General features: G+C 57.5%; 25 protein-coding genes. 5 read left to right on the top strand and 20 right to left on the bottom strand.

Going from position 1 to position 25774, the window contains the following annotated elements:
• Window positions 1–42 precede the first annotated feature (42 nt).
• Window positions 43–756 (bottom strand): glycerophosphodiester phosphodiesterase, encoded by a 714-nt coding sequence (locus ACYVGU_RS06645; protein ID WP_460621382.1) that lies wholly within the window; start codon window positions 754–756, stop codon window positions 43–45.
• 381 nt (window positions 757–1137) lie between these two features.
• Between ACYVGU_RS06645 and ACYVGU_RS06640 the strand changes: the two genes are divergently transcribed.
• Window positions 1138–2127, top strand: a complete 990-nt coding sequence (locus ACYVGU_RS06640; RefSeq protein ID WP_460621381.1) for a Rossmann-fold NAD(P)-binding domain-containing protein — start codon at window positions 1138–1140, stop codon at window positions 2125–2127.
• Window positions 2128–2226: 99 nt separating this feature from the next.
• Here ACYVGU_RS06640 and ACYVGU_RS06635 read toward each other — a convergent pair whose 3' ends face one another.
• The 11 genes from ACYVGU_RS06635 to hisG form a co-directional block, all read right to left on the bottom strand.
• Window positions 2227–2877: a lipid-A-disaccharide synthase N-terminal domain-containing protein gene (locus ACYVGU_RS06635; protein WP_460621380.1), complete on the bottom strand. Its 651-nt coding sequence runs from the start codon at window positions 2875–2877 to the stop codon at window positions 2227–2229.
• Window positions 2878–2889: 12 nt separating this feature from the next.
• The gene (locus tag ACYVGU_RS06630; protein ID WP_460621379.1) at window positions 2890–3660 is read right to left on the bottom strand and encodes a glycosyltransferase family protein; all 771 of its coding nucleotides are present in this window, start codon (window positions 3658–3660) and stop codon (window positions 2890–2892) included.
• A 94-nt stretch (window positions 3661–3754) separates the two neighbouring features.
• Window positions 3755–4033, bottom strand: coding sequence for a hypothetical protein (locus ACYVGU_RS06625; protein WP_460621378.1), 279 nt, complete (start codon window positions 4031–4033; stop codon window positions 3755–3757).
• A gap of 257 nt (window positions 4034–4290) precedes the next feature.
• The gene (hisIE, locus tag ACYVGU_RS06620; protein WP_460621377.1) at window positions 4291–4929 is read right to left on the bottom strand and encodes a bifunctional phosphoribosyl-AMP cyclohydrolase/phosphoribosyl-ATP diphosphatase; all 639 of its coding nucleotides are present in this window, start codon (window positions 4927–4929) and stop codon (window positions 4291–4293) included.
• Window positions 4930–5036: 107 nt separating this feature from the next.
• A complete protein-coding gene (gene hisF / locus ACYVGU_RS06615; RefSeq protein ID WP_460621376.1) occupies window positions 5037–5795 on the bottom strand; it encodes an imidazole glycerol phosphate synthase subunit HisF in 759 nt (252 codons plus the stop codon).
• Between the two features lie 19 nt (window positions 5796–5814).
• Window positions 5815–6531: a 1-(5-phosphoribosyl)-5-[(5-phosphoribosylamino)methylideneamino]imidazole-4-carboxamide isomerase gene (gene hisA / locus ACYVGU_RS06610; protein ID WP_460621375.1), complete on the bottom strand. Its 717-nt coding sequence runs from the start codon at window positions 6529–6531 to the stop codon at window positions 5815–5817.
• An 81-nt stretch (window positions 6532–6612) separates the two neighbouring features.
• The gene (gene hisH / locus ACYVGU_RS06605) at window positions 6613–7206 is read right to left on the bottom strand and encodes an imidazole glycerol phosphate synthase subunit HisH (RefSeq protein ID WP_460621374.1); all 594 of its coding nucleotides are present in this window, start codon (window positions 7204–7206) and stop codon (window positions 6613–6615) included.
• A gap of 191 nt (window positions 7207–7397) precedes the next feature.
• Complete coding sequence (hisB, locus tag ACYVGU_RS06600) at window positions 7398–8510, bottom strand: bifunctional histidinol-phosphatase/imidazoleglycerol-phosphate dehydratase HisB (RefSeq protein WP_460621373.1); 1113 nt, start codon at window positions 8508–8510, stop codon at window positions 7398–7400.
• A gap of 98 nt (window positions 8511–8608) precedes the next feature.
• A complete protein-coding gene (gene hisC / locus ACYVGU_RS06595) occupies window positions 8609–9658 on the bottom strand; it encodes a histidinol-phosphate transaminase (RefSeq protein WP_460621372.1) in 1050 nt (349 codons plus the stop codon).
• A gap of 65 nt (window positions 9659–9723) precedes the next feature.
• Window positions 9724–11022 carry a histidinol dehydrogenase gene (gene hisD, locus ACYVGU_RS06590; RefSeq protein WP_460621371.1) on the bottom strand — a complete coding sequence of 433 codons (1299 nt, stop codon included), beginning with the start codon at window positions 11020–11022 and terminating at the stop codon, window positions 9724–9726.
• Between the two features lie 124 nt (window positions 11023–11146).
• Complete coding sequence (hisG, locus tag ACYVGU_RS06585; protein ID WP_460621370.1) at window positions 11147–11998, bottom strand: ATP phosphoribosyltransferase; 852 nt, start codon at window positions 11996–11998, stop codon at window positions 11147–11149.
• Window positions 11999–12524: 526 nt separating this feature from the next.
• Between hisG and ACYVGU_RS06580 the strand changes: the two genes are divergently transcribed.
• The 3 genes from ACYVGU_RS06580 (at window position 12525) to ACYVGU_RS06570 (ending at window position 15041) form a co-directional block, all read left to right on the top strand.
• On the top strand, window positions 12525–13511 hold the full coding sequence (locus ACYVGU_RS06580; RefSeq protein WP_460621369.1) for a DUF2911 domain-containing protein: 987 nt from the start codon (window positions 12525–12527) through the stop codon (window positions 13509–13511).
• A gap of 91 nt (window positions 13512–13602) precedes the next feature.
• The gene (locus ACYVGU_RS06575) at window positions 13603–14169 is read left to right on the top strand and encodes a Crp/Fnr family transcriptional regulator (RefSeq protein WP_460611837.1); all 567 of its coding nucleotides are present in this window, start codon (window positions 13603–13605) and stop codon (window positions 14167–14169) included.
• A gap of 71 nt (window positions 14170–14240) precedes the next feature.
• On the top strand, window positions 14241–15041 hold the full coding sequence (locus tag ACYVGU_RS06570) for a sterol desaturase family protein (RefSeq protein ID WP_460621368.1): 801 nt from the start codon (window positions 14241–14243) through the stop codon (window positions 15039–15041).
• Between the two features lie 64 nt (window positions 15042–15105).
• Here the strand turns inward: ACYVGU_RS06570 and ACYVGU_RS06565 are convergent, their stop codons facing one another.
• The 6 genes from ACYVGU_RS06565 to mnmA form a co-directional block, all read right to left on the bottom strand.
• The gene (locus ACYVGU_RS06565) at window positions 15106–17646 is read right to left on the bottom strand and encodes a TonB-dependent receptor (RefSeq protein WP_460621367.1); all 2541 of its coding nucleotides are present in this window, start codon (window positions 17644–17646) and stop codon (window positions 15106–15108) included.
• Window positions 17647–17655: 9 nt separating this feature from the next.
• Entirely contained in the window at window positions 17656–18357 is a 702-nt protein-coding gene (rpe, locus tag ACYVGU_RS06560; protein ID WP_460611840.1) for a ribulose-phosphate 3-epimerase, read from the bottom strand.
• Window positions 18358–18602: 245 nt separating this feature from the next.
• Window positions 18603–18914, bottom strand: coding sequence for a hypothetical protein (locus tag ACYVGU_RS06555; RefSeq protein ID WP_460611841.1), 312 nt, complete (start codon window positions 18912–18914; stop codon window positions 18603–18605).
• Between the two features lie 201 nt (window positions 18915–19115).
• Window positions 19116–20819: a S8 family peptidase gene (locus ACYVGU_RS06550; protein ID WP_460621366.1), complete on the bottom strand. Its 1704-nt coding sequence runs from the start codon at window positions 20817–20819 to the stop codon at window positions 19116–19118.
• Between the two features lie 156 nt (window positions 20820–20975).
• Complete coding sequence (locus tag ACYVGU_RS06545; protein ID WP_460621365.1) at window positions 20976–21743, bottom strand: hypothetical protein; 768 nt, start codon at window positions 21741–21743, stop codon at window positions 20976–20978.
• A gap of 200 nt (window positions 21744–21943) precedes the next feature.
• Entirely contained in the window at window positions 21944–23095 is a 1152-nt protein-coding gene (gene mnmA, locus ACYVGU_RS06540) for a tRNA 2-thiouridine(34) synthase MnmA (protein ID WP_460621364.1), read from the bottom strand.
• A gap of 317 nt (window positions 23096–23412) precedes the next feature.
• Between mnmA and trpF the strand changes: the two genes are divergently transcribed.
• Window positions 23413–24033: a phosphoribosylanthranilate isomerase gene (gene trpF / locus ACYVGU_RS06535; protein ID WP_460611845.1), complete on the top strand. Its 621-nt coding sequence runs from the start codon at window positions 23413–23415 to the stop codon at window positions 24031–24033.
• Between the two features lie 115 nt (window positions 24034–24148).
• Here trpF and ACYVGU_RS06530 read toward each other — a convergent pair whose 3' ends face one another.
• Together ACYVGU_RS06530 and trmB are read right to left on the bottom strand one after the other, a co-directional pair.
• On the bottom strand, window positions 24149–24988 hold the full coding sequence (locus tag ACYVGU_RS06530) for a maleylpyruvate isomerase N-terminal domain-containing protein (protein WP_460611846.1): 840 nt from the start codon (window positions 24986–24988) through the stop codon (window positions 24149–24151).
• Window positions 24989–25043: 55 nt separating this feature from the next.
• Window positions 25044–25706: a tRNA (guanine(46)-N(7))-methyltransferase TrmB gene (gene trmB / locus ACYVGU_RS06525; protein ID WP_460611847.1), complete on the bottom strand. Its 663-nt coding sequence runs from the start codon at window positions 25704–25706 to the stop codon at window positions 25044–25046.
• Window positions 25707–25774 lie beyond the last annotated feature (68 nt).

Genomic DNA, 25774 nt, shown 5'->3' with positions numbered 1-25774 from the left:
AGGTTCTTTTATATTGGGTGAACAGAAGACAGACTAGACACACTACTGCTGCCGACGACGCAGCACGGCTTGTAACCGACGTACATTATCGACTTGATACGCATCCGGGGCTGCCGCTACTACCCTTTTGACAGCCCGGGCCGAACGGCCTCCAAATGCAATGACCTGGTATCCCAGCGCATGCAGCTGGGCCACTCGTTCTGGTGTTATAGCATCTTTGCGGAGTACGACAGCCAGCACCTGCGGCAGGTGCTGTAACTCCGCAAAACCTGCCTCCATGCCTTCCGTCATTTCAAAAGCTAGAGGAACAGTAGGCAGCAGGTTTCTTAGGTACTGAAGGGTAGCGGGCTGATTGGAGATGAGTACCAGTCGACTGACAGGAACGTGGTACTGCGATACTAGCGCCGCCAGACGGCGAGCTAGGGCTTTACGGCGAGCCACCTCCTTGACGGAGCAAGCATCTTCCTCGTGCAAATCAAGATGCAGATACGGAAACGTAGGAAGGTGGCGTAGCTCGGTTAATAAGGTTTCAAGCGTAACTGGCTGCTCGTGCTGTAGCCAGTCGGCGGGCCACCCCACCCGGTACTGCGCTTGGGTAAGCATGGCGGCGGGGGTTTGGCTGACGCAACCCTGGCCATCAGTCATAGATTCAAGGGAAGGATCATGGTACAAGATCGGGATACTGTCTTGGCTTAAGCGCACATCCACCTCCACGCCATCTGCCCCCCGGTCCAACGCCCGCCGGATGCTGCGCATACTGCTAGGGGGCAGAATGTTGAAAGGATGGATAAACCCCGAACCCGCATGGCCTAGTAATAAGGGCGCCCGTGAAGCCGTCGGCTCTGTAGTTCTCGCCTGATACGCGGAGTGTACTACCCCTGACGTATGACTAGTGGCCACAGCTCCGGGCCATTCAAAGCCAGAAAGAATACAGCAGCAGGCCAGCGTTTGAGTAAGCAGGTTCATAGCACCACACTAGGGTGTAAAAGAGCGCAAGCCAATCGCACGCGATTATCCGTGCGTAAGAAGATTGGCTGCTGTACATAGCATAACCGTAGATGGGCATTTCCGGTTACATTTGCCCTTTACGCTTCTTACGGAGCCTCGCTCCTCTTCCTTCTCTCCCCCATCTCACGCATGGCATCCATTCTGGTAACCGGCTGCGCGGGCTTTATTGGCTCGCATCTCGCCGAGCGGCTGCTCCACGACGGGCACCGCGTGGTGGGCCTGGACAACTTCGACCCGTTCTACAACCGTTCGCGCAAGCAGCATAACCTGGCCGCCTGCCTGCATCACCCCCGCTTCAGCTTTCACGAAGCGGATTTACGTCATGGTTTGGATGCCTTAGTGGATGCCTTGCCCGCCGACCCCATTGACCTGGTGGTACACCTGGCCGCCAAAGCCGGCGTGGGGCCCTCGGTGCGGGAACCGATTCCGTACCTGGAAAACAACGTGCTGGGCACAACCTATCTGCTGGAGTGGATGCGGCACCGGGATATTCAGAAGCTGTTCTTTGCTTCTTCCTCCTCCGTGTACGGCAATACGCCTGAGCAACCGTTCCGGGAAGATATGAACCTGCTAGCCTCGTGTATTTCGCCATATGCGTCTTCCAAGCTTAGCGGCGAGCAGCTCACCTACACCTATCATCACCTCTACGGGCTAGATGTACTGAATGCCCGTTTCTTTACCGTATACGGGCCGCGCCAGCGCCCTGACCTGGCCATTCATAAGTTCGTCACGCTGCTGCGTGCTGGCAAGCCCATTCCGGTATTCGGCGACGGCTCTACGGCCCGCGACTATACCTATGTGCTCGATACCGTGGATGGAATAGCCCGGGGAGTACAATACCTGCTGGGCCACACTAGGGTGTTTGAAACCATTAACCTCGGCAACAACCGCCCGGTAAATCTGCTAGAGCTTATAGCCGCTGTTGGTACTGCCGTGGGAGTTGAGCCGCAACTGGCGTTTCAACCCATGCAGGCCGGCGACGTGGATATTACGTACGCCGACATCTCGAAGGCCCAGCAGTTGCTAGGGTATTCGCCCAGCACAACTCTGGCCGAAGGGCTCCAGCAGTTTGTGCACTGGATGGACACAGAAGCGGTACTGCTGCCAGCAGCGCGCTAGGCCACTGTACTTGTTGAAAGCAAAAAAGGCCCGAGGAGTTTTCCTCGGGCCTTTTTTGCTTGGTGAAAGTACTAGGTCAGTAAACGGTACAAACCCTGGTTATACGGTTTGGGTGGGCTGTACCCGCGCTCGTTCGCGCCGCAGCAGCACGATGTTACGCGCATACACCACCGTCCCGAACACGTTCCCAATAATCAGGACCACATCCTGGCGCAACATGGCATACACCAGAATCAGGATGGAGCCAATAAAGCTGATCAGCCAGAAGCTCAACGGCAACGACGACTCACCCTTGCGCTCGGAATAAATCCACTGGTACACGAAGCGCAGCAGAAAGATGGTTTGGCCGAAGGCGCCCAGCAGCAAAACGCCGCTTGGAATGCGGTTATCAAGCATGCCGCGCAAGCTGAAGTGCTGATTGCCGGCCACAAACCAACCCAGCATGACGAGCGGAAACAAATACGCCCCCGCCCGAAACAGGGGGTTGAGCTTGCTCCACTCCCCTAGTAACTGCAGGTTCCGGATGTAGATGCCGTAGCTGATGAGCTGCGCGGCCAGAATCACGGGGTCGTGGCGCAGAATGCCGTACACAATCATCAGAAACGACGACACCAGGCTGATCTGCCAGAACAAGGTGGGCACCAGCACGCGCTTGGCCCGCTCGCTTTGAATCCATTGCAGCACAATCCGGCTGGAAAACAGCAGCTGCGACACCAATCCGATGCCCAGCGCCACGTTTTGCGTGGTCATAAGCACAATCCGTTACTTACCACTCTCCGAGGCCGAGACCTCCTGGCGATGATGCTCCCCGATTTCGTAGTTTTTCCAGCGGCTCCGGATCCAGCGAAACCCGAAGGTATCGACCAGCGGCTTCCAGGCCCGGTTCCAGAGGTTGTACTTGGCCGTACCGGCAAAGCGCGGAAAGTGTCGCACCGGAATTTGCTTGACCCGGCCGCCCTGCAGTTGCACCAGGGCCCCCAGAAACCGGTGCATGCCATGAAACAGCGGAATCCGGCGGGCATACTCCGTTTTAACAATCTTCAGGGGGCAGCCCGTATCCTGAATGCCGTCGTTGATGAGCGTGCGCCGCACCCCGTTGGCAATCTTGGAAGACATCTTTTTCACAAACGTATCCTGGCGCTTGGCCCGAATACCGTTCACCATATCATACTCCGGGAAGTACTGGAAGAACTGCAGAAAGTCGAGCGGCGTGGTCTGGATGTCAGAGTCGATATACCCGATAAGGGTAGTGCGCACATGGTCGATACCGGCTTTGATGGCCGTGCTCAGGCCCCGATTCTGGCTTAGGCTGATAAACTCATACTGCGGCTTTTGGCGGCACACCTCCCGCAGAATGGCTACGGAACCATCGGTGGAGCCATCATTAACAAACAGTACGGTAGTGGGCACCGGCGTTTCGGCCAGAAACTTATCCATCTCCACCACAAACTGCCCCAGGCTTTCTTCTTCGTTATAAACGGGTACCAGAACGGTCAGGCTTTGCTGCGCGAGGTAAGGACTGCTGGAGGGCATACAATAGAATAAGAAGGAAGTGCAAAGTAAGCAGGATTCTGCGTGTGCCCCTTTACGCAAAAGCGCCCCGCCGGAGTGGGCGGGGCGCTTTTATTTAATTCAGACCTAGTTGCTGCAACGGTGTTGCCTGCCACATAGTAAAGGCCAGCCATTTACGGCGCCAGTACTTGTACTCGCCCAATACACAAATCACCTTATCTCCTTTAAAGTAGATGCGGGTTTTTACTTGCTGATTTTTCCAGGCGATAGGTCCGGCCTCGTCCGGTTCCATATCTTCTACATTCTGCCAGAGAAAAGAGCGAAGCGTTTCGTGTTCTTGGCCCAGCATGTCTTGCCAGAGCCGGGTAGCATGTGCAACAGGAGAAGGAATCATACGCGTGTACTAACCAAAAGCCGGCAAAACCGGGTGGGCCTCTACCCCACCGCTTTAGCTAATATACTCATAAAGTCCATATCCTAGTGTAGCTGAACAGTTATTTTATAAATATTATAAAGCCCGTACACTAGGCCTACAAACAGTTGCAAGCCTGCAATTGATAGGACTAATTGCCTATTCAACAACCACAACTACTAGTCACTGCACAAGGCTCAACTACTTAAAATTATAAACCACATGAGAGCAGCAGCCTGCTACTCACGCCGCACACCGCCCGCGATGGTAGTGTGGCGCTGCTTCAGCACTTGCACCACGTCTTCCAGCGTCAGGCCCGACGCGGTCAGGAGTACGAGCAAATGGTAGAGCAAATCAGCTGCTTCGCCTTTCAGACCTTCCGCATTGCCCGCTACAGCATCAATCACGGTTTCTACGGCCTCCTCTCCCACTTTCTGGGCAATTTTAGGCATGCCTTTCCGGAACAGCGAGACGGTATAAGATTTCGGGTCTTCATCCGGGAACTGCTGGCGGCGCTGCACGAGGCGTTCCAGCTCCGCAATAAAGCTTACTGGCGCGGCCGGATACGCCGTCTGGTTGGCTTGCTCAAAGCAGCTGGTAGTGCCGCGGTGGCAGGTAGGCCCGGCCGGAGTCGCCCGAATCAGCAGCGCGTCCTGGTCACAATCTGGGTGAATGCTCACCACCGTCAGGAAATTGCCGCTCGACTCGCCCTTGGTCCAGAGACGCTGCTTGGAGCGGGAGAAAAACGTCACGCGACCCGTTTGGCGGGTTACCTGCAGGGCTTCCTCATTCTGATACCCTAGCATCAGCACCTGTCCCGTCTGTGCGTCCTGCACAATAACCGGAATGAGCCCATCGGGCATTTTATTGAAATCCATAGGATGGTCGGTCAGTTGGTAGCAGCTAGCAGATACTCACTAGGGCTCAAAAGGAGGTAAAGTGGTGTCGATAGAAGGTACGCAGGCAAGCCTGATAGCAGACCTGATTACAAGCGTACCGGAATACCATCGGCCCGCAAATGTTCTTTCAATTCCCGGATGCCAATTTCACCGAAGTGAAAGATACTGGCAGCCAAACCCGCATCGGCGTGGGCTAGCTGAAACACGTTGGTGAAGTCCTGCTTGGAACCGGCGCCCCCGGAAGCCACCACCGGAATGGAAACAGCCCGGCTCACGGCTCCGGTAATATCCAGGGCAAACCCATCCTTGGTGCCGTCGTTGCTCATGCTGGTCAGCAAGATCTCGCCGGCGCCGCGGTCGGCGGCCTCCCGGCACCACTGCACGGCGTCGCGGCCGGTGTTGTTGGTACCGGCGCGAGTATACACCTGCCAACCATCAGCATCGTGGTAACGAGCATCCGCAGCTACAACAATGCACTGGCTTCCGAAGCGGGCGGCCAATTCATCAATAAGTTCGGGCCGGGCCAACGCCGCCGAGTTGATGCTTACTTTATCGGCGCCGTTCAGCAGCAGGGCTTCCACATCGGCCACCGTCCCGATGCCGCCACCCACCGTGAATGGGATGTCCAGCTCCCGGGCCACGTCGCGCACCAAGGCTACCAGCGTTGCGCGCTTTTGGTTGGTGGCAGTAATATCGAGAAACACCAGTTCATCGGCTCCTTCGCGGGCGTAGCGGGCGGCTAGCGCTACCGGGTCGCCGGCGTCGCGCAGGCCCTCAAACCGTACGCCCTTTACGGTGCGCCCATCCTTTACATCAAGGCAGGGAATAATTCGTTTGGTCAGCATAGAGTGCAGTGCAGTTAGGCTACAGCCAGGGTTGTAGTTGTTCGAGGGTGATGGTGCCTTCGTAGATGGCCTTCCCGATGATGGCGCCGTGCATGCCAATGGCCGCCAGTGCTTCCACATCGGCAATGGTGGTTACGCCGCCACTGGCAATCAGCAGCGCAGCCGGCACCTGCTCTCGCAGCTGCTGATACGTAGCCAAGGAAGGCCCCTGCAGCTTGCCATCTTTGCTGACATCGGTGCAGATGAACGTGGTGGCCCCAGTGGCCAGGTAGCCCTCCACAAACTCCTGCAAGGTTCGCTCGCTCTGCTCCGCCCAGGCATTAATAGAGATGTGGTTATCGCGGTAATCAGCGCCCAAAATGATGCGCTCGGCCCCGAAGGCCTGCAGCCAGCCCGCCACCCGTTCCGGCTCGCGCACGGCAATGCTGCCGGCCGTAATCTGGCGCGCTCCCGCATCAAAGGCCTGCCGCACGGCTTCTTCACTTTGCAGGCCGCCCCCAAAGTCAATGACCAAGTTGGTATGGCGGGCAATGCGCTCGAGCACCGGCAGGTTCACGGGTTGCTTGGCCCTAGCCCCATCCAGGTCCACGAGGTGCAGCCGCTTTACGCCGTGCTGCTCGAAGCGCTGCGCTACGGCCAGCGGGTCGGCGTCATAAGTAGTTTGCTGGGCAAAGTCGCCTTCCGTGAGGCGCACGCACTGGCCATTAATCAGGTCAATGGCGGGAATAATTTCCATTTGGAGAAATGCTGACGATACGTTGATGAAACCAGACAAGGCACACGCCAAGCCTGACTAGCTCAGAGCTGCTTCAGAAGCCTAGAGCTTCAGAAAGTTTTCCAGAATACGGGTTCCAACTGGGCCGCTTTTCTCGGTGTGGAATTGAACGGCATAAAAGTTCTGGTGCTGAACGGCGGCGCTGAAGGGCGCCGGGTATTCGGCCTGGGCAATGGTATATTCCCCAACCGGTGCATAGTAGCTGTGCACGAAGTACACATAGTCCTGGGCGGGCTGGAGCCCTTCGAACAGCGGCGAGCGTAGCGTTTGCAAATTGTTCCAGCCCATGTGCGGCACTTTGTACTCCGGCGCCTTCGGGAAACGTACCACATCAAAGGGCAGAATCCCGAGCAGGTCGGTGCCGCCACCTTCTTCGGTATGCCGACCTAGTAATTGCATGCCCAGGCAAATGCCCAGGAAGGGTTGCGTGAGGGTTGGCAGGAGTTGGTCCAGGTTTTGGGCCCGTAGCTCCCGCATAGCCGAGGCAGCCTCCCCTTCACCGGGGAACAGTACCTTATCAGAACGCTTGATCACCTCGGGGTCAGAGGTCAGCGTGGCCTGCACCCCCAGGCGCTCCAGCGCAAACAGCACCGACTGTACATTGCCGCCTTTGTAATCAATAATGGCTATTTCCATTTGAGAATTCAGAGGTTAAGTTTTGATATATCCAATTGTTTTAACCAAATGAATAAGCACTTTACCGCCCCTTATCGACTGTTGGAGGTAGTGCTAGGCCTAGTAAAGGTTTAGGCGCAACTACTCACTGTTTTAAAAGACAATGTGAGCTAGATCAGTAGGTTATCCATTTGTTTAAACAAATGGATAACCTACAAAATACCCTTCGTGCTTGGTATCTCCATCCGGCCGGCATCCCGCACCAAAGCCATTTTGATTGACTTGGCGACTGCTTTAAAGATGGCCTCAATCTTATGATGTTCGTTCTGCCCCTCCGCCTTAATGTTGAGGTTACAGCGGGCCGCATCGGAGAAGCTTTTAAAGAAATGGTAAAACATTTCAGTAGGCATATCCCCTATTCTCTCGCGCTTAAACTCTGCCTCCCACACCATCCAGGGGCGGCCGGAAAAGTCGATGGCGGCTTGGGCCAGCACGTCGTCCATGGGCAGCAAGAAGCCGTATCGAGCTAGGCCACGCTTGTCGCCGAGAGCCTGCGTGAAGGCTTCGCCCAGGGCAATGGCTGTGTCCTCGATGGTGTGATGCTCGTCAATATGCAGATCACCTTGCACCGTGATTTTCATATCGACGCCGGAATGCTTGCTGAGCTGATCGAGCATGTGGTCGAAAAAGCCTAAGCCGGTATGCATGTTTGGGCGGCCATTGCCATCAAGGTTCAACTCAATGCTGATCTTGGTTTCGTTGGTGTCGCGTTGTACTAGGGCCGTGCGGGCGGGCAACCGCAGAAACTGGTATATCTTTTCCCAGCTAGTAGTAATGAGCGCTGCCCGTTCTTCATCCTCCCCTTCCGGCCGGATCAGGATAGACTGGCAGCCCAAATTTTGCGCCAGCTCCACATCGGTCAATCGGTCGCCGATAACAAAGGAGTTGGCCAAGTCATAGCCGCTGCCGTCGCCCAGGTACTGCTGCAGCATCCCGATGCCGGGCTTGCGGGTGGGCAGGTTCTCGTGCGGGAAACTCCGGTCAATATGCTCGCGAACAAACTCCACTCCTTCTGAGCGCAAGATGTCCAGCATCATGGTGTGGGCGGGCCAGAAGGTGTCTTCCGGAAAACTGTCGGTGCCCAGGCCATCCTGGTTACTGACCAAGACCAGCTCATAGTCTAGCTCGCGGGCAATGCGGGCCAGGCCCGTAATGGCGCCGGGGACAAACTGAAATTTTTCGCGCGTGAGAGCATCCACCTGAAAATCCGTGGGCGGCTCAATCAGGATAGTCCCGTCGCGGTCAATGAAGAGAACTTTTTTCATAAGGTAAGAGCGCCCCCGTTACGAGGCGCCTGAAAGTCGAATGAATTAATATGGTCAGCTAATCCAGCGTCCGTAGTCCGGCACGCTAGGCCGGCTGGCTACTTAAACTCCCAGAGCGCCTGGAGCAGTTGCTCGTTTTCGGAAGCAGTACCCACCGTCAGGCGGAGCGTACCAGCGCAACCAGGTTGAGTGTTTCGGTTCCGAACCACAATTCCTTTGCCCAGCAGATACTCATACACGGCCGTAGCATCGGGACGGAACCGAACCAGCAGAAAGTTGGCATCGGAAGGAAACACCTCTGCTACGATAGCCAGGGTGGGCAGTTGCCGGGCCAGCTCGTCGCGGCTAGCCAGCAGCTCTTGTCGCATCTGCTCAAACCGGGGCGCATCGCGCAGGGCATCCAGCGCATGGCGCTGCGTAGCATCTGAAATATTGTAGGGCGGCTTGATCTTGTTGAGGTAGCCAATCAGCTCGGGCGAGGCGAAGGCCATGCCTAAGCGCAGCGCGGCCAGGCCCCAGGCTTTGGAAAACGTTTGGAGAACCACTAGGTTCGGAAACTCCGCCAACCTGGTCGTCCAGCTAGGAGCCGCTGCAAAGTCAGCATAGGCTTCATCTACCACCACCAAACCGCGGAAGCCGCGCAGAATTTCCTCGATGGCCGACTGGTGCAGCAGGTTGCCGGTCGGGTTGTTGGGCGAGCACAGAAATACGAGCTTAGCATCAGATGCCACCACGCCGGCTACGATTTCTGACGAGAGCTGAAAGTCTGGAGTGAGTGGTAACCGCTCAATACGCACATCATTCAGGTTGGCGGCCACTTCATACATGCCATACGTGGGCGGCAAAATCAGGATGCTGTCTTGGCCGGGCGTGCAGGTAAGACGCACGAGCAGGTCAATGGCCTCGTCGGATCCGTTGCCTAGGAAAATCTGAGCCGGGGCTACCCCCTTCAACGGTGCCAACTCCGCTTTCACGGCCCGCTGCAAGGGGTCGGGGTAGCGGTTGAAACGCTCGGGGCCGGCGCTGCCCAAGCTGTTTTCGTTGGCGTCGATCATGATGTGCGCCTCGCCCTGAAATTCGTCGCGGGCTGAGGAGTAGGGCTTCATGGTCCGGATATTGGGCCGAACCAAGCTTTCTAAATTGAACATGATGGTATGTCTTAGGTCAACCACGGCCAGAGCATTGGATGACGGCTGTTAGCATTTGGTACTACCTACTCTGGGCCGGCCAACGACTCCAGTCGGAGCGTTACGGCGCGGGCGTGGGCTTGGAGGCCTTCCGCTTCGGCCATAGTTTCCACCACGGGGCCTACCTGTAGCAGTCCCTCGGCGGTCAGACGCTGGAACGTGATTTTCTTGAGAAACGAATCGAGCGAGACGCCGCTGTAGTTGCGGGCGTAGCCATTGGTGGGCAGCGTGTGGTTGGTGCCGGAAGCATAATCGCCGGCGGCTTCCGGAGTCAGATGCCCTAGGAACACCGAGCCCGCACTGGTTACGCCTTCGGCCAGCTGCTCCGGGTTTCGCACGGCCAGAATGAGGTGTTCTGGCGCGTACAAGTTCGAGAAGTACAGCATTTCCTCGGGCGTGCGCAGCAGAATAGCGCGGCTTTCCTGCAACGCCTGCGCCGCCACGTCGGCCCGGGGCAACTCCCGGAGCTGACGCGCCACCTCGGCCTGCGTGGCCTCCAGCATTGCAGGAGAGTCAGACAGCAAAATCACTTGCGAATCGGGTCCGTGCTCGGCCTGGCTCAGGAGATCGGCCGCCACAAACGCTGGGTTAGCGGAGTCATCGGCAATGACCAAGACTTCCGAGGGGCCAGCCGGCATGTCAATGGCTACTCCATAGCGCGTGGCCAGTTGCTTGGCAGCTGTTACGTAGCGGTTACCGGGGCCAAAAATCTTATCAACGCCGGGCACAGAGGCAGTTCCACCCGTCAGCGCGGCTACGGCTTGTGCCCCGCCGGCCTTTATGATGGTAAAGATACCTAGTAGCTGGGCCGTAAACAGGATGATAGGATTAACGGAGCCATCTTTCTGCGGCGGCGTGCACAACACAATTTCGGGACAACCCGCTAAGCGCGCCGGCACTCCCAACATCAGCAAGGTGCTGAACAACGGTGCGCTGCCACCCGGAATGTACAATCCAACGCGCTGCACTGGCACGGCCCGGCGCCAACACATGACGCCCGGCATGGTTTCTACGCGTTCTTCCTGGGGCACCTGCGCTTTGTGGAAACGCAAAATATTGGCGTGGGCCTGCCGAATAGCGGTTTGCAACGCGGCCGGAACCTGCGCCGCAGCGGCCGCCAGCTCTTCGGGGCTTACGCGCAAGCCGGATGTCAGGTCGGCCCCGTCGAAGCGCTGGGCATATTCCACCAGCGCTTCATCGCCGCGCGCCCGCACATCCGCGAAAATCTGCTCAACTCGTTGCTCTACATCGTGGGCCTGCTGGGCGGCGGCGCGCTGCTGCAGGGCCGGCCACTCCGACTGAACAGGATATTGAAAGAGTTGCATAGTCGTTAGGTTGATGAGTGATGTGGGGCTAGTAAACCTGGCACATCAAAGGGAGACAAAGTATCCGAGGTATGCCTGGCGACTCCTTATATATAAGGTGCCGGCCAGGCCACGACTTCCGATGCTATGAAATCATTTTCTCGATGGGCAGCACCAGGATGCCTTCCGCCCCAACGGCCTTCAGCTGGCCCGTGATGTGCCAGAAGTCGTCTTCGTTCACCACAGACTGCACCGACACCCAGCCTTCTTCGGCAAGCGGCGTAATGGTGGGCGACTTAATACCAGGCAGCAGGGCTTTCACGGCATCGAGGGCCGCTACCGGCGCGTTCAGAATAATGTACTTATTGCGGCGGGCCCGGCGCACAGCCTGCATCCGGAACTGGAGCTGCTCGAGCAGCTCTTTCTTCTCCGCCGACAAATTTTGGTTGGCAATCAGCACGGCCTCTGAGCGAAACACCGTTTCTACCTCGCGCAGCCCATTGCCCAGCAGCGTAGAGCCGCTGCTCACAATATCACAAATGGCTTCGGCAAGGCCAATGCTAGGAGCAATTTCCACAGAACCGCTGATGGTGTGCAGGTGGGCCTGTACGCCGCGCTCCGAGAGGTAGTCGCCCAAAATCTGGGGGTAGGAAGTGGCAATGCTTTTGCCCTGCAGATCCGCTACGGAGCTATAAGCGGCGGCACGCGGCACGGCTAGGCTCAGGCGGCATTTGCTGAAACCAAGGCCTTCGATTTCCAGTTGGGGCAGGCCAGCTTCCACCAGCACATTCTGCCCTACAATGCCCAGGTCCGCCACACCATCCTGCACGTAGCCCGGAATGTCATCGTCGCGCAGGTACAGGATTTCGAGCGGGAAGTTGGTGGCTTCGGTTTTGAGCTTGTAGGAGGAGGTAAGGAAGCTAATGCCGCATTCCCGAATCAGGTTCAGGGAATCTTCGCTTAAGCGGCCCGACTTCTGGATGGCCAGACGGAGCATATTCGTGAGGTAAAAAAGTAAGAATCAGGAGGCGAGTGGTGGTTGATGGCCAGCGTACTTGCTCGTAATCCGGGATGAGTTCAAAGGATATCGGGGGCAGGACCCAGGCGTTGGATAAGGCCATGTACTGGCAAGGCCACCGGGTTGCGGGGGCCGGGGAACCTAGTGCGGTTCGCCCAACGGGGTCAATATGATGCGTTCATTCCTCTAGAAAGAGGAATGGTGCCCGTGATGATGGTGATGCTGGCTCGCGCGCGGCCCGGCCAGGCGGCCCGCTGCAGGGGCGGCCAGAAGGCTTAGGGGGCTCAGAAATAACGCGGAGAAGGGCATACGGGGCTTGTTGAAGCTGGACAAATGTACGGGCTGCCGTGGAGGATGAAAACATTTCCACGAATATTTTACAGCAAAAGCTGACTTTTACGTTTTCTGTTCCTGTGCAACCACCGTTTTGGCACTATTGTTTCAATAGCCTTTCCGTTGAAATACGGTGCCGCGCTGGCTTTCCTCTCACCTTTTGCTCTTACTTATGTCTCGTATCCGGTTAGCCACTTTTCGTCTGGGGCTCGGCCTTAGCCTGTTTTGTTGCTCTACGCTGGTACGTGCCCAGTCGACCCCGTCGGCTGAGGCAGCTTCCACTCCTGCTGCTGCTCCTGCTGTTACTACCCCTGATCCAAGTACTAGCCCGGCTACCCCCGCCAACGGCGAGCGGCCGGTGCAACTGCCTTTACCACAGGCCAGCCCGCATGCGCTGGTTTCCCAAACCTTTGGCCTCACCACCGTTACCGTCGACTATCATTCGCCGGCGGTGCGTGGGCGGGCGGTATGGGGCGGCCTGGTACCCTACGACCAGGTTTGGCGGGCCGGGGCCAATGAAAACACGGTTATCACGTTTTCTACCCCGGTGCTGCTGCGCAACCAACTGGTTCCGGCTGGGCAGTACTCCTTATATGTGATACCGCACCAAGACCGAGACTGGGAAATTGTGCTCAACCGCGTAACCACCCACTGGGGCGCCGAAGGCTACGACCCCAAGGACGATGTGGTGCGCGTGCCTGCCATTCCGGATACTTCCCCGTTTCAGGAAGGCCTGTTTTACTGGTTTTCGGATATCAAGCCCACCGGCGCCCACCTGAACCTGACCTGGGAAAAGCGCACGCTTTCGTTGCCTATTGAGGCCGAGGTGCACAAGCAGGTGATCAGCGGAATTGAACAGGTACTGCAGCAGAAGCCCAACGACTGGCAACTGCTGGCCCAGGCCGCCGACTACCTGGTGCAAAACAACATCCAGCCGGAGCGCGCCCTTACCTACATCAATGAGTCGATAAAGCTCCAGGATGTGGCCACCAACAACTGGATAAAAGCGCGCCTGCTGGCGCAGCAGCAGGATTTCGGCACTGCCATTGTGTACGCTCGCAAGGCCATCAAGCTCGGCGACAAGGAAGATTCTGCATTTAAAAACCAGCTTCCTTCCATGCGCATTGCCCTCACCGAATGGCAAGCAAAGGCCTACTAGGCCCCAGCTACCGGCAAACCGCCCCGGGTTTACTTAACAAGGAGCCACCCCTGCATTGGGGTGGCTCCTTTTTGCTGCGTACCTTCCTTACGTGGATTCCTTTCTGGCCCTGTGCCATAGCATACAGCCGCTTTCTGAGCCGCTGGAAACGGCGCTGCGCCAGCTGGTGCAGCAGCAGCACGTGCCCGCGCGCCACCTGCTACTGCAGCCCGGACAGGTTGCCCAGCGGCTCTACTTTCTGGAGCAGGGCCTCGTGCGCGGCTATCACCTGAAAGAAGGCAAAGAAGTAACCGCCTGGTTTATGCAGGAAGGCGATATGGTTATTTCTATTTTGAGCTTCTTTTCCCGGCAGCCCTCACACGAGTACCTACAAACGCTTACTGATTGCACGCTCTGGTCGGTGAGCTATACGCAGCTACAGGACCTGTACCAGCGGTTTCCGGAGTTCAACCTAGTGGGCCGGGTGCTCACGGAAAAGTATTACGTGCTCAGTGAGCAGCGCGCCCTACACCTGCGCATGTATACAGCTGCGGAACGCTATGACCTGCTGCTGGCGCAGTTCCCGGATATATTCCGGCGCGTGCCCCTGAAATTACTAGCCTCCCATCTGGGCCTAACCCCCGAAACCCTGAGCCGGCTGCGCGCCCGCCGTTCTTGATATATATCAAGTGCTTTAGCTAAACGAAGGCGGACTTTTGAAGCATGGTTTAACCCCCTTTCCTGCTTCTTATGACAGCCTCCTTATTTGCTCTGCTCCTGAGCGAAAGTACTTCCTGGCGCCTGGCGCTGCCCCATTGGAATGTACCGCCTCTGCTCCTCCTCATTTTCGCGGCCTTTGCCGGGTGCTTTGTTCTGGAGCGCCTGATTCCGGGTTGGGCCCTGCCCCGCATTCCTACCTGGCCGCTGCGGGTGCTGGCCATAAACCTAGCTCAGTTGCTGGTGGTAGTAGTTGCCGGACTCACCTGGGAAAAGTGGTTTTCGGCGTACTCCGTGTTGCACGTTTCAAAGCACCTAGGGCCGGTAGCGGGTGGCTTGCTGGCCTACGTGCTGGCAACCTTTATCTTTTACTGGTGGCACCGCTGGCGCCATACCCAGGATTTTTTGTGGCTGCACTTTCACCAGATTCATCACAGCCCCCGGCGCATTGAGGTTATCACTTCCTTTTACAAACACCCCTTGGAAATGACTGTAAACTCTCTGCTAGGTGGCTTGCTGGTGTATACCTTGTTGGGCTTGAGTCCGGGTGCCGGCGCCGTTTACACGCTATGCACGGCCCTAGGTGAGTTTTTCTATCATACCAACGTCCGCACGCCGCAGTGGGTGGGCTACTTCTTTCAGCGCCCCGAAATGCACCGTGTTCATCACCAATACCAGCAGCACAGCCACAATTACGGCGACCTGGTCATCTGGGACTGGCTGTTCGGCACCTACCGCAACCCGGCTAAATTCGAAGACACCTGTGGTTTCGATGCCGAGAAAGAAGAACAGCTGGGCCAGATGCTGCGCTTCCGCGACGTACACAAAAAGTAAACTAGGGTGGCGGAAAGCAGAGCCTAGTAGCTCCTGCTTTCCGCCACCCTAGCTTGTTAAAGCATTAAAACCGCGCAATCACGCGCAGATTGACCAAGCGGCGCGACAAGAAATTGGGAACGCCGTAAATGCGGCCATTCAAGTCCTGAATGTAGTTGTAGCCCGCCAGGTTATCGGCCCCCAGCACATTCAGGATTTCCAGGCTTACCCAAAGCATTTGCAGTTGAACGGCGTTACCGCTGGCTTGCTCGGCGGCGGTGCGCAAACTCAGCACTTTGGTGAAGCCCAGGTCGGCGCGCCGGTAGGCACGGGTTAGCTCACTGGTGCCGCGCAAATCGGGCGCATCGGGTGGGCTAAAGGGAAGACCGGTACCAAACACCAAGTTCACGTAGCCTTTCACGGAGGGGTTGCCCGGCAAGTTATCCTGCAGAAATACGCCCAGGTTCAGGCGCTGATCCGAAGGACGCCGGATGTAGCCTTTGGCTTCACGCCCGATTACCTGACCTTCTTCGAAGACATTGATAGAATCACCGTCCAGGTTTTCGCGGGTAGTGAGCACACCCAGGCTAAACCACGACTCAGTGCCTGGGATAAACTCACCGCTTACGCGGGCGTCGATGCCGGCGGCGTAGGCTTTGGCGTTATTCTGGGCGAAGTAGCGCAGCCGCACATTATCAATATCGTAGGGCACTACATAGGTTAGGTACTTAAAATAGGCCTCGCCGGTGAAGCGGAACGGGCGTCCCCAGCTCGTGAAGCGCAACTCATTGCCCACAATGGCATGCACAGAGCGCTGGGCGCGCAAATCCAGGTTCAGGAAGCCTTGCTGGGCCTGCGGAGCGCCAGTTTGGGAGCGCAGCTCCCGGTAAAACGGCGGCTGATAATACACCCCTACCGCCGCTTTCCAGGCCAGCCGCGGATTGCGTGCACTGGTGAAGGCATACTGCACCCGGGGGCTGAAAGTAGTCTGGCGGTTTACCGTCCAGTAATTCAGTCGGCCGCCGTAGGTCAGCGTCCGCAAAGAGTCAAACCGGATGGTGTGCTGCACATAGCCCTGGGTGCGGGTGCTGCCTAGGTCCAGATCGGAGCGCAACCGGGTACGGCGGGCTTCGGGTACGTAGTCGGCCGAGTCCGTGAAGCTGTACTCATTGAGTTCATCGGCAATTTGCTCTTGGCCCACCTTCAAACCCCACCGCACCGAGCTCCGTTCGCCCGGAGTCCAGGTGCCGCGCGTTTCAAGGGTAGCAATTCGGGCGGAAAGCGTATTGCGCGAGTGGTCGAAGCGCGAGCCGATGCCGCGGCGGTTCAGGTCGGTGCCGAAATCGGGCGAGTTGGGGTCGCGGTTGATTTCGGCAATGTTGTAGGCCGCTTCCACATCGCGGTACTCAAACTCCCGCGAGTACAACAGGCCACCGAGCACTTCCAGCCGCAGGTTTTGCAGCACATCATGGCGCAAACTCAGCCCGCCCTGGTAGGTATCGTACTGCATCCGCTCCCTCCCCACATACCCAATGTACAAGCGCGAAAGCTGGTTAGTAGAGGTGCTGAATGTGCTTTCGCCACTGACGGGGTTGAACTGAAAATCGTTGTGGGCAAAAGTGTTAAAGATGCCCAACGACGTGCGGTCGGTGTTGCCTTGAGGGCCCAGCGCCACGGTAATCAGGCTTTGGCCATCGTAAAAGGTCGGGTTGTAGCCGCCTTGCTGCTGCTGCAAGGAGTTGAGCACGTACGTGGCATTCTTGTAGCGCACTCCGGCCAGGTAACTCACGCGCTTGTTAGGCGAAGTGGCTTCTACGTGGGCCGTGCCACCAACCAGGCTGGCCGTGGCCGAGGCCCCAAACTTCACGGGTTGCTTGTACTCAATATTGAGCACCGAGGAAAGCTTGTCGCCGTACTTGGGCTGCCAGCCGCCGGTTGAAAACTCCACCCGGTTTACCAAGTCCGGATTGATAAAGCTGAGTCCTTCCTGGGCGGCCGCCGTCACCAGAAACGGCCGATACACCTCAAAGCCGTTCACATACACGAGGTTTTCCTCGTAGTTGCCGCCCCGCACGGAGTACGTGCTGGATAGCTCGTTGGTGCTGGCTACACCGGGCAGCGTTTTCAGTACGGCATTAAAGTCGCCAAAAGGCGACGGCATTTCCTTAGCGATGCGCGGCTCCAGCTGGATGATGCTCACCTGCTCGCGTGTATCGGCGGTTTCGGCGCGGCCCCGCACGGTTACGTTGCCCAGGGCCCGGCTGTCTTCGGCCAAGGTTAGCTCCAGTTCACGCTGCTCATCCAAAATGAGTGGCACCCGCAGCGTTTGGTAGCCCAGGCGGCGCAACACCAGCACAGGCGCTTTGCCACTTAGGGGCCGCACTACATTCAGGGCAAAGCGGCCCCGGTCGTCGGTATTGGTGCCGCCGGGCATGCCTTCTACTCCAATAGCCACCTGCTCCAGCGGCTGCCCGGCCGCGTCGCGCACGGTGCCGGTTACTAGCACGCGCCCCGCCTGCTGGCCGTACGCAGCTGATATGGTGCAGCCGGCCACTACCCCCACAGCAGCCGGCAACGGACGCACCAGGAGCAATAGGACCGGAAAAGAGCGGAAAAGGTTCGGCATCCGCAGCGCTTAGTTGTAGTCTTCAGCGGCGGCCGAGGCCGAAAGCTGCTGCCGCATCTCGGCGAGGGTAGCTACCGGATCGGGCGAGTTAAACACGAAGGAGCCCGCCACCAATACGTCGGCACCGGCTTCTACCAGTGCCGCCGCATTGTCGAGGGTAACGCCGCCATCGATTTCAATGAGAGCTGAGGAGCCGCTGTCAATCAGCAATTCCTTTAGTGCCGTTACTTTCTTGAGCGTATTTGGGATAAACGATTGGCCACCGAAACCGGGGTTTACTGACATGACGCACACCAGGTCGAGGTCAGCGGCAATGTCTTCTAGCACCCACACCGGCGTATGCGGATTCAGCGCTACCCCTGCCCGGCAGCCCAACTGTTTTATTTGTTGAATAACGCGGTGCAGGTGCGTGCACGCCTCATAATGCACCGTGATGTTAGCCGCTCCCGCGTCGCGGAACGCGCTCAGAAAGTGCTGAGGCTCCTCAATCATCAGGTGCACATCAATGGGCTGCTGGGCGTGCCGGTGTACGGCCTGCAGCACCGGAATGCCAAAGGAGATATTGGGCACGAACCGCCCGTCCATCACATCAAAATGCAGCCAATCGGCGGCGGAGCCGGCCAGGCGCTCGGTTTCAGATTGCAGATTACCAAAATCGGCGGCAAGAAGCGAGGGCGCCAGCAGCGGCGCAATACGACGGGTTGGGTTCATATCACGAAGGTAAGCGGAACTGCGAAGTTGCGTATCTCAAACCAGCACAGTATTTACCAGGAGTTGCTACGCGACCACATTTTACTAGGTAGTAATTCTTCTCAAAGGCAATAGTAAGCTTTAGTCCCACAAAACAGCCTTCCTGCCGGAGGGCAGTTGCCACGCCTGTATCGGGAAGTACTAGCCCGTTTTGACGTGGCAACTGCCCTCCGGCAGGAAGGCTTTTGAAAGAAGAGAAGTATAGTTTAGCTGCCTTTTTCCCAGGCACGCCAATCGAGCTTGCCGTCTTCAGTTTTGCGCAGGAACACGGTTTGGTCATCATCCTGGCGCTTGCCAAACGTAACATCGCCGCGACAGTCCATGCACTTCAGGCTGGTGTACTTAAACTTATCCTGGGCTACCCGCGAGGTAAGGTCCAGGTTATCGGAGCCGCATAGGCCACATTTGGCAACATCCGGGAAGCTGAGGCGGTCATACTCAGCTACTACCTCATGAAAATTAGCGCCTTGCACCGTGAAGTGAAATTGCCGGCGCCCCAGGCGCTTTGAGACCATCATTTGTAACATACTTGGAGAGAGTTAAATAGGTTTTTCAGGCATTACGGCCTTGTTTTACAACAAAACAGGCACCTAATGAGTGCCCGTTTAGCTAATTAAAATTGTACAATACTATTTATAATAGCAAGCAAAACCGCTGTACTTTATCACACTAGGTTGCCCATATAAGTAAACCCTAGTGCTGCTTAACCAAGTAGCGCCTTACAGCTTGACAAACCGCACCGTGCGCTGTTCCCGCGCCGAGCTAATGGTGCAGGTATATACGCCTTTGCCTAGGGTGCCGGGCTGCAACCGCACCGATGTTGCGCTGGTGGGTGCAATCTGTTGTTCCGCTACTAAAGCGCCTCGGGCATCGTAAATACGCACCTGCAACGGAGTTTGCTGGAAGCCTACCGTCAGCTGCATATACAGCTCATTGTCTTTGGTGGGGTTAGGATAGATGAACAGTTCCTGCCGGGGTGCGGCCTCAGTTGCTGATAAGGGCGTGCCCGGATTGGCCAAGTTATAGGCCTGCACAAAATTCGGAATGCCGTAGCCTATCTCGTCATTGGGGGTAGTGGCCCGACTGCCCGAACGTTGCAACAAGCTAATAACCTGCTGGGCCGTGAGCCGGGGGTTGGCCTGCCAGAAGCCTGCCACCATGCCCGCCAGCACCGGACACGAATACGAGGTACCATTGCCCCGAATGACGCTGCCCGACGAGGAAACAATGGCCGTTTGCACGCCCATAGCCGCCAGATTCGGCTTAATACGTGCATCGGCCGTGGGGCCGCGGGAGCTAAAGGATGCCCGGGCTAAAAGCGAATCCACAGCGCCTACAGTCATGATAGAGTCGGCATCTGCGGGGGCCGTGATGTAGCGCCAGGAGTTGTTGCCTTCGTTGCCGGCACTAGCTACCACCACCATGCCAACCCGCGCCGCCACCGCCGCTGCCCGGCTGGAAATAGCCGTTCGGCCATTCATGTTGGCGTAGGTGTAATCAATGGAGGGAAAGTCGAAGGTGCTGTACCCCAGCGAGGAGCTGATAATATCAACGCCGGCAGAATCGGCGTGCTCGGCGGCAATTAGCCAGTTAGCTTCTTCTACGGGGTGCTCAGAGGCCACGTCCTCGGTAATGAAGAGCCGGTACGTAGCTTTGGGGGCCGTCCCGATGTATACCCCAGCTTCATTGGCGGCCATGGTAGACAGACAATGCGTGCCGTGGTCGTTGCGCAGGTACACCGCGGTGGTTTTATCCACGAAATTGAAGGTGCTGGCAATGCGCTTCTCCTGAAAAAGTGGGGCAAAAGCCGATGCCGTGTTTACGCCCGGAAAGCCGCCGTCGAACACCGCAATCTGCATGCCTTCGCCGCGGTAGTTGGCATCATGCATTTGTACGGCGCCAATCATTTGGGCTTGGGTGAAGGCCTTGCCATATTGGCTGCGCGTGCCTCGTTCCAGCGTGTTGGACTGGGGGTCATCCTCGGCGGGTTTGCGCGTGCCGGGCAGGTCGCGGTTGAGGGTTCGGGCTGACTTCACGCAGGGTAACGCCTGTACCAAGGCCAGCGTAGCGGAGTCGCAGGCCACCACGGCGGCATTAAACCAGCGCGAAGTATACCAGAGTTTGGCGCCGGGCACGGCCTTGAGCTGCTGCACGTAGGCAGGGCTCACCGGCAGGTCGCGGGGCAATATGCTGATGTTTTGGCGCTGCCGCCGCTCCACAGCCCTCGCCGACAGAAAGGCCAGGGGCTGATTTACGGTATAGGGCGTACCGGCTTTATCCTTGAAATAGATGAGGTGCTTACGGACCGTGGCATTGGGCTTGGCTCCCCCCTGCGGAGTACCTTCAGGAACACCCGTGGCCGCCAGTACTACCCCGGCTGGCACACTTAACCCAATTAAAAGTAGTAGTCTAGATAAAATCATTCGGATCAGGAACAGACCTGCCTCAAGATACGAAGGAATGGGCTATGAGGGCCTCCTACCCCACTTTCCCCGCCTAATTATGTTCATAATACACACAAATGGCCGGCATGGTAAGTGCCGGCCATTGTAGTAACCTGATGGTGAAACAAGTAGAAGCTATTTCCCTGATTCTACCAGTACCTCGCTGCGCGACTGCCCAAGGTAGATGTACGCCGGATTGGGCGTACAATTGCCGGCCGGGCAGTAAATAAAGCGGCGCCTAGCCCGGTACACGGGCCCTACCCCTTTGGCATACACCGAGCGCAACACTGTATAGTAGAACAGGTTGATGCCGGTGTCGGCGTTGGTAAGGTCGTTGATGGTAGCGGTGGTAGAGGGGTACGAATAGCTTTTGCCGTTGCTGCTGATGGTGAAGGGTTCATCTACCCACTCATAGGAGCGGTTTACCGCCTCAATGGTATCCAGGGTATTAAAGGCATTGGCATTCCAGGCCTTTCCATCCCGGAGCGGAAAAATTAACTCCACCGTGCGGCGGTTGTTGCGCTGCTCCTGCACGGAGCGCGTGCTGGAGGTAACGGTAATAACGGAATCGATGCTCCAGGCTTCCGAAGCATTGGCCCGGCGGGAGCGCACCACCCGGTAGGCGGGTTGCCCGGTCGCGTCGGGCTCCAGGGCTGAATCAACCTGCTCTTTAAACTGGAAGCGCGTAACCGTGGCCACATTGGAACGGTAGGCGGTGTCCACCACATCGTACACCCGGTACGAGCCCACCTCCAGCGGATAGTATTCCGCGCTTTGGTTGGGCACCAGCTCCGTTTCGTTTTCGCAGGCGACTAGGCCGCCCAATGCTGCAAACCCTGCCAGAGCCCAGGCTGCCACTCTTCGGATAGTAGCCCCCACAATAGATGAATATCTCTTTCTCATACAGCTTCGTTTACACCGAAAAGTAACACAGATTTTGACAACGCCAGCCAGTAACTGCCGAAACTCATGGGCAACTCATCTGGTTCCGGATTTTACCTTGGCTCAGATTAGGAGGACCTATGTATTTCACACGCACGAGGCGCGAACTTTCGTCCGCGCCTCGGCCTGTACCTTGTGAAAAACAGTTGGCTCGGTAGCGTTTATTCAGCGCCGCCCGCAATGGCCATCGAAGGCTCCGGAATCTCGCCAATCGTGTGGCGCTCAATCCAGCCGCCGCCCAGCACGTCCTGGCCCTCGTAGAAAACGGCCGCCTGTCCCGGCGTTACCGCATGCACGGCTTCCTCGAAGTAGATGTAGATTTTCTCGCCTTTCTGCTCCAGGAAAGCCGGCGAGCCATCATGGTTGTACCGGATTTTCGTGATGCTAGGCACCAGTCCGCGGCCTTCTAGGGAAGCGTATTTGCCCATGTTCAGCTTGCTGACCACGGTACGGGTGCTGGCCAGATCATCAAAGTTGCCGAGTACCACGCGGTTGGTTTCGGGGTCGATGGCGGTTACGTAGGCGGGGAAGCCTAGGGCCACGCCCAGGCCTTTGCGCTGCCCGATGGTGTAGAACGGATAGCCTTCGTGCTTGCCTACCACCGTGCCGTCGCGTAGTACAAACTCACCACCGGCTACGCGCTCCTCCAGGCCTGGCACGCGCCGACGCAGGAAGCTGCGGTAGTCGTTATCAGGGATAAAGCAGATTTCGTAGCTCTCGGGCTTGTTCACCAGCTCCGTGAAGCCCCGCTCGCGGGCAAAGTCATAGATGGCCGTTTTGCGCAGCTGGCCCAGCGGGAACAGCGTGCGGCTCAGGCTTTCCTGCGTAACACCCCACAAAGCATAGCTTTGATCTTTGTTGTCGTCAATGCCCTTGCTGATGACATAGCGGCCGTTTTCGTGGCGCACCTGCGCGTAGTGGCCGGTTGCGATAAACTCGCACCCTAGCTGATCGGCGCGGCGCAGCAAGGCATCCCACTTAATGTGGGTGTTGCACAGCACGCACGGATTGGGCGTGCGGCCCGCCAAGTATTCCTCAGTGAAGTTGCTGATCACGAAGTCCCCGAACTCGTCGCGGATATCGATGATGTAATGCGGAAAGCCCAGCTCCACGGCAATCTGCCGGGCATCGTTGATGCTGTCGAGAGAGCAGCAGCCGGTTTCTTTTTTACTCCCTCCTGCCGAGGCGTAATCCCAGGTTTTCATGGTCATCCCGACCACTTCATAGCCTTGCTCGTGGAGCATCACGGCTGCCACGGAGCTGTCGATGCCGCCGCTCATGGCGACGAGCACCCGTCCTTTCGTTGTATTCATACGTGAATCAAATTGCGCCCGAAGCGTGAAAGGTTCCGGCCGAATGCACAAAGGTACACGGATTGCAAGTTTTGGAAGTAAGCTCCGGCTAAGTTTGCCCGCCTAATGCGGTTTATGCTCGCCATTACCCTAGTAAAACCAGCTGTAGCATTGCTCGTGTGGCATTCTTCTAGGAGGCATATCACACACGTGGTGGGATTAAGTCCGGCGAATTCATGTTGGGCCCAGTAAATTCACCGAATATTGCAGCCGCAAACCATCTGCTGTCCGCCGCTTTTTCGCACGGCGTACTTTTTGCCACGCCTAACTCTATTGAAATGCCTTTGATTGTTCCTGTAATGGTGCGCGGCATCAATAACCTCTCCGACGCACGCTATTGTGCCGGAATGGGTGCCGACTCACTTACCTTCCGCCTCGACCCTGCTTTCCCCGACCATATCACGCCCGAAGCCATGCAAGAGCTGAGTGGCTGGGTGTCAGGGGTGCAGCTCATTGGGGAGTTTGATACGTTGCCCGTGGAGCAGATTAACCAGCTGGCCGCTCAATGCGGCCTGCACGCCGTGCTGCTGCACCGCCGCCGCCCCGCCGATGAACTGGCCCAGCTGGCGGTGCCCGCACTGCGCCTCACGCGCTGGATTTATGATATGCTGCCCGAGGATGTGGAGCTGCGTTTCCGCGAGCAGGCGCCGCATTATCTGGGCTTCGTGCTGGCAACCCCGCCCAACCCGCTGCCGAACCCGGCCGAAACCACCCGCCTCACGGAACAAGCCCGCACGTATCCCCTGTGGCTGGGCGCCGGTTTCGCTCCTGCCAACTTGCGCAGCTACGTGGAAGCCATGCGTCCGGCCGGCATCGTGCTCCAGGGTGGCGACGAAATCAAGCCCGGCCTGCGCGACTTCGATGAAATGGAAGCTGTGTTTGAGCAGCTCGAGGATTAACTGCTGCTAAAGCCAAAGAGGGGTTCAAGCGCACGAGCACCCTAGTCCTCTTAAAACACCGCAGGCCTTTCCCGGAAGTTTTCCTGGAGCGGGCCTGCAGTGTTTTGTTAAGTGCCTAGGCCATCACCGTCAGTAAACTGTAGATGGGTGTGGTGAAGTGTTCGGGGCCTTGCCGTATGATGTGAGGTTCCGCTTCCGGGCGGGGTAAGCTTTTGGTGAAGAGTCGCCAGGCTGCGGTGCCACTTAGTTCAATGTCAGCAGCCACCGGCCCTTCATGCGCTACACCTAACTCCCAGCCCGTGGCACTACGCTGCAGAAACCAGGTTCCGCCCGCGCTACCCGTAATGTGCAGCCGAACCACTGTGCCCGGAGCCGCTTCCACCTGCTGGTAATGGTGAGGCAATGCCCGTACGCAGGTGCTTAGGAAGGGGCCGTACAGCTCCGGCGTGAGCAGCGCGGGCTCCTGCCCTACCGCCTGCCTTATTTGCTGCTGATGATGCCACTTTTCTGTGTACTCCCGGGCAATATGAAACGTGTTGGTGGATTCGGCTTCTCCGGCCCAGGCCACCGCAAACGTGGCGGGAGCTGCTGGGTCCAACGTTGCCAGGAACGAATTATACGCTGGCCCAACCATTTCCAGCAGCCATAGCACAACACTAGGGCTTAGCCGCCGCCCAACACTCACCCAGGAGTTGTTCAGCTCATTGAGGTACCTCACCACATCAGCATACGCTCCACTAGCTGGCCCAGGGCCACTAAAGTGCCCATCCCGGAGCGCTGACAGGCTACGCAGGCTGCCATCTAGTAAGTGTAGGGCCACATCGTGCACGCACCAACCAGGAGCTAGTGTTGGCGTCTGCCATGCAGCAGGGCTTAGGCTACGTAGCACTTCCAGCAGCTGCCGGTCGAGTTCAGCAAACAAGGGCAGCGTAGTGGGCAGTTGTGCCGGTTTCATCGAGTAAAGTACCTAGTGAATTTGCCACCCCACTGTTGTAGGCAGCCGCTTATGCCTAACTTACTTGAAACTGCAGGTACTTGATGGGTACGCCCAAGGTGCGGTATTTGCGCTCGAAGGTGGTTTGGATGTCTTCGGCGTGCGGGAGCAGTTCGGGCGTCGCGTACAGGTCTTTGGTGTGCGCCAGGATAGTAGTGCCGGGGCGCTGCTGCAGGGTTTCCAGCGTGAAATCGAAGAGCGCCTCGTTATCGGTTTTGAGGTGCACGAGGCCGCCGGGCCGCAAAATCTGCTGATACAGGTCGAGGAAGCGCGGGGCGGTAAGGCGGCGCTTGATGTCCCGGTCGCGGGGGCGCGGATCGGGGAACGTAATCCAGATTTCGTGCAGCTCACCAGGCGCAAAGTGCGCGAGCAGGTCGTGGGCCCGCATCCGGATGAATCCTACATTCGTGAGGCCTAGCGCCTCGGCGCGGGTGCTGCCTCGCCAAATTCGCTCTCCCTTGATATCGAGGCCCAGGAAATTCCGCTCAGGATAGCGCTCAGCCAAGCCTACCGTGTATTCGCCCTTGCCGCACCCTACTTCCAGGGTAATCGGGTTTGGGGTCTTAAAGAACTCCTCATTCCAGCGTCCGCCTAGTTGCTGATAATTGGCTTTGCCAGGTTCGACCACATCGGGCCGTTCGGCGTTATCGGCGAAGCGTTTCAGTTTTACGCGACTCACAGTAGTAGTTTTTTGATTGGTATTTCCGGCAGGCAGCGGTTTAAGAGAGAACTGACCCTAGTCTTTCT

Source organism: Hymenobacter tenuis, assembly GCF_054780495.1.
This window is presented reverse-complemented; position numbering and strand designations above follow the sequence as displayed.

Coding starts and splice junctions, on each gene's coding strand:
- ACYVGU_RS06645 (WP_460621382.1), bottom strand. CDS start 756: ATGCGCAGCATCCGGCGGGCGTTGGACCGGGGGGCAGATGGCGTGGAG.
- ACYVGU_RS06640 (WP_460621381.1), top strand. CDS start 1,138: ATGGCATCCATTCTGGTAACCGGCTGCGCGGGCTTTATTGGCTCGCAT.
- ACYVGU_RS06635 (WP_460621380.1), bottom strand. CDS start 2,877: ATGACCACGCAAAACGTGGCGCTGGGCATCGGATTGGTGTCGCAGCTG.
- ACYVGU_RS06630 (WP_460621379.1), bottom strand. CDS start 3,660: ATGCCCTCCAGCAGTCCTTACCTCGCGCAGCAAAGCCTGACCGTTCTG.
- ACYVGU_RS06625 (WP_460621378.1), bottom strand. CDS start 4,033: ATGATTCCTTCTCCTGTTGCACATGCTACCCGGCTCTGGCAAGACATG.
- hisIE (WP_460621377.1), bottom strand. CDS start 4,929: ATGGATTTCAATAAAATGCCCGATGGGCTCATTCCGGTTATTGTGCAG.
- hisF (WP_460621376.1), bottom strand. CDS start 5,795: ATGCTGACCAAACGAATTATTCCCTGCCTTGATGTAAAGGATGGGCGC.
- hisA (WP_460621375.1), bottom strand. CDS start 6,531: ATGGAAATTATTCCCGCCATTGACCTGATTAATGGCCAGTGCGTGCGC.
- hisH (WP_460621374.1), bottom strand. CDS start 7,206: ATGGAAATAGCCATTATTGATTACAAAGGCGGCAATGTACAGTCGGTG.
- hisB (WP_460621373.1), bottom strand. CDS start 8,510: ATGAAAAAAGTTCTCTTCATTGACCGCGACGGGACTATCCTGATTGAG.
- hisC (WP_460621372.1), bottom strand. CDS start 9,658: ATGTTCAATTTAGAAAGCTTGGTTCGGCCCAATATCCGGACCATGAAG.
- hisD (WP_460621371.1), bottom strand. CDS start 11,022: ATGCAACTCTTTCAATATCCTGTTCAGTCGGAGTGGCCGGCCCTGCAG.
- hisG (WP_460621370.1), bottom strand. CDS start 11,998: ATGCTCCGTCTGGCCATCCAGAAGTCGGGCCGCTTAAGCGAAGATTCC.
- ACYVGU_RS06580 (WP_460621369.1), top strand. CDS start 12,525: ATGTCTCGTATCCGGTTAGCCACTTTTCGTCTGGGGCTCGGCCTTAGC.
- ACYVGU_RS06570 (WP_460621368.1), top strand. CDS start 14,241: ATGACAGCCTCCTTATTTGCTCTGCTCCTGAGCGAAAGTACTTCCTGG.
- ACYVGU_RS06565 (WP_460621367.1), bottom strand. CDS start 17,646: ATGCCGAACCTTTTCCGCTCTTTTCCGGTCCTATTGCTCCTGGTGCGT.
- rpe (WP_460611840.1), bottom strand. CDS start 18,357: ATGAACCCAACCCGTCGTATTGCGCCGCTGCTGGCGCCCTCGCTTCTT.
- ACYVGU_RS06555 (WP_460611841.1), bottom strand. CDS start 18,914: ATGATGGTCTCAAAGCGCCTGGGGCGCCGGCAATTTCACTTCACGGTG.
- ACYVGU_RS06550 (WP_460621366.1), bottom strand. CDS start 20,819: ATGATTTTATCTAGACTACTACTTTTAATTGGGTTAAGTGTGCCAGCC.
- ACYVGU_RS06545 (WP_460621365.1), bottom strand. CDS start 21,743: ATGAGAAAGAGATATTCATCTATTGTGGGGGCTACTATCCGAAGAGTG.
- mnmA (WP_460621364.1), bottom strand. CDS start 23,095: ATGAATACAACGAAAGGACGGGTGCTCGTCGCCATGAGCGGCGGCATC.
- trpF (WP_460611845.1), top strand. CDS start 23,413: ATGCCTTTGATTGTTCCTGTAATGGTGCGCGGCATCAATAACCTCTCC.
- ACYVGU_RS06530 (WP_460611846.1), bottom strand. CDS start 24,988: ATGAAACCGGCACAACTGCCCACTACGCTGCCCTTGTTTGCTGAACTC.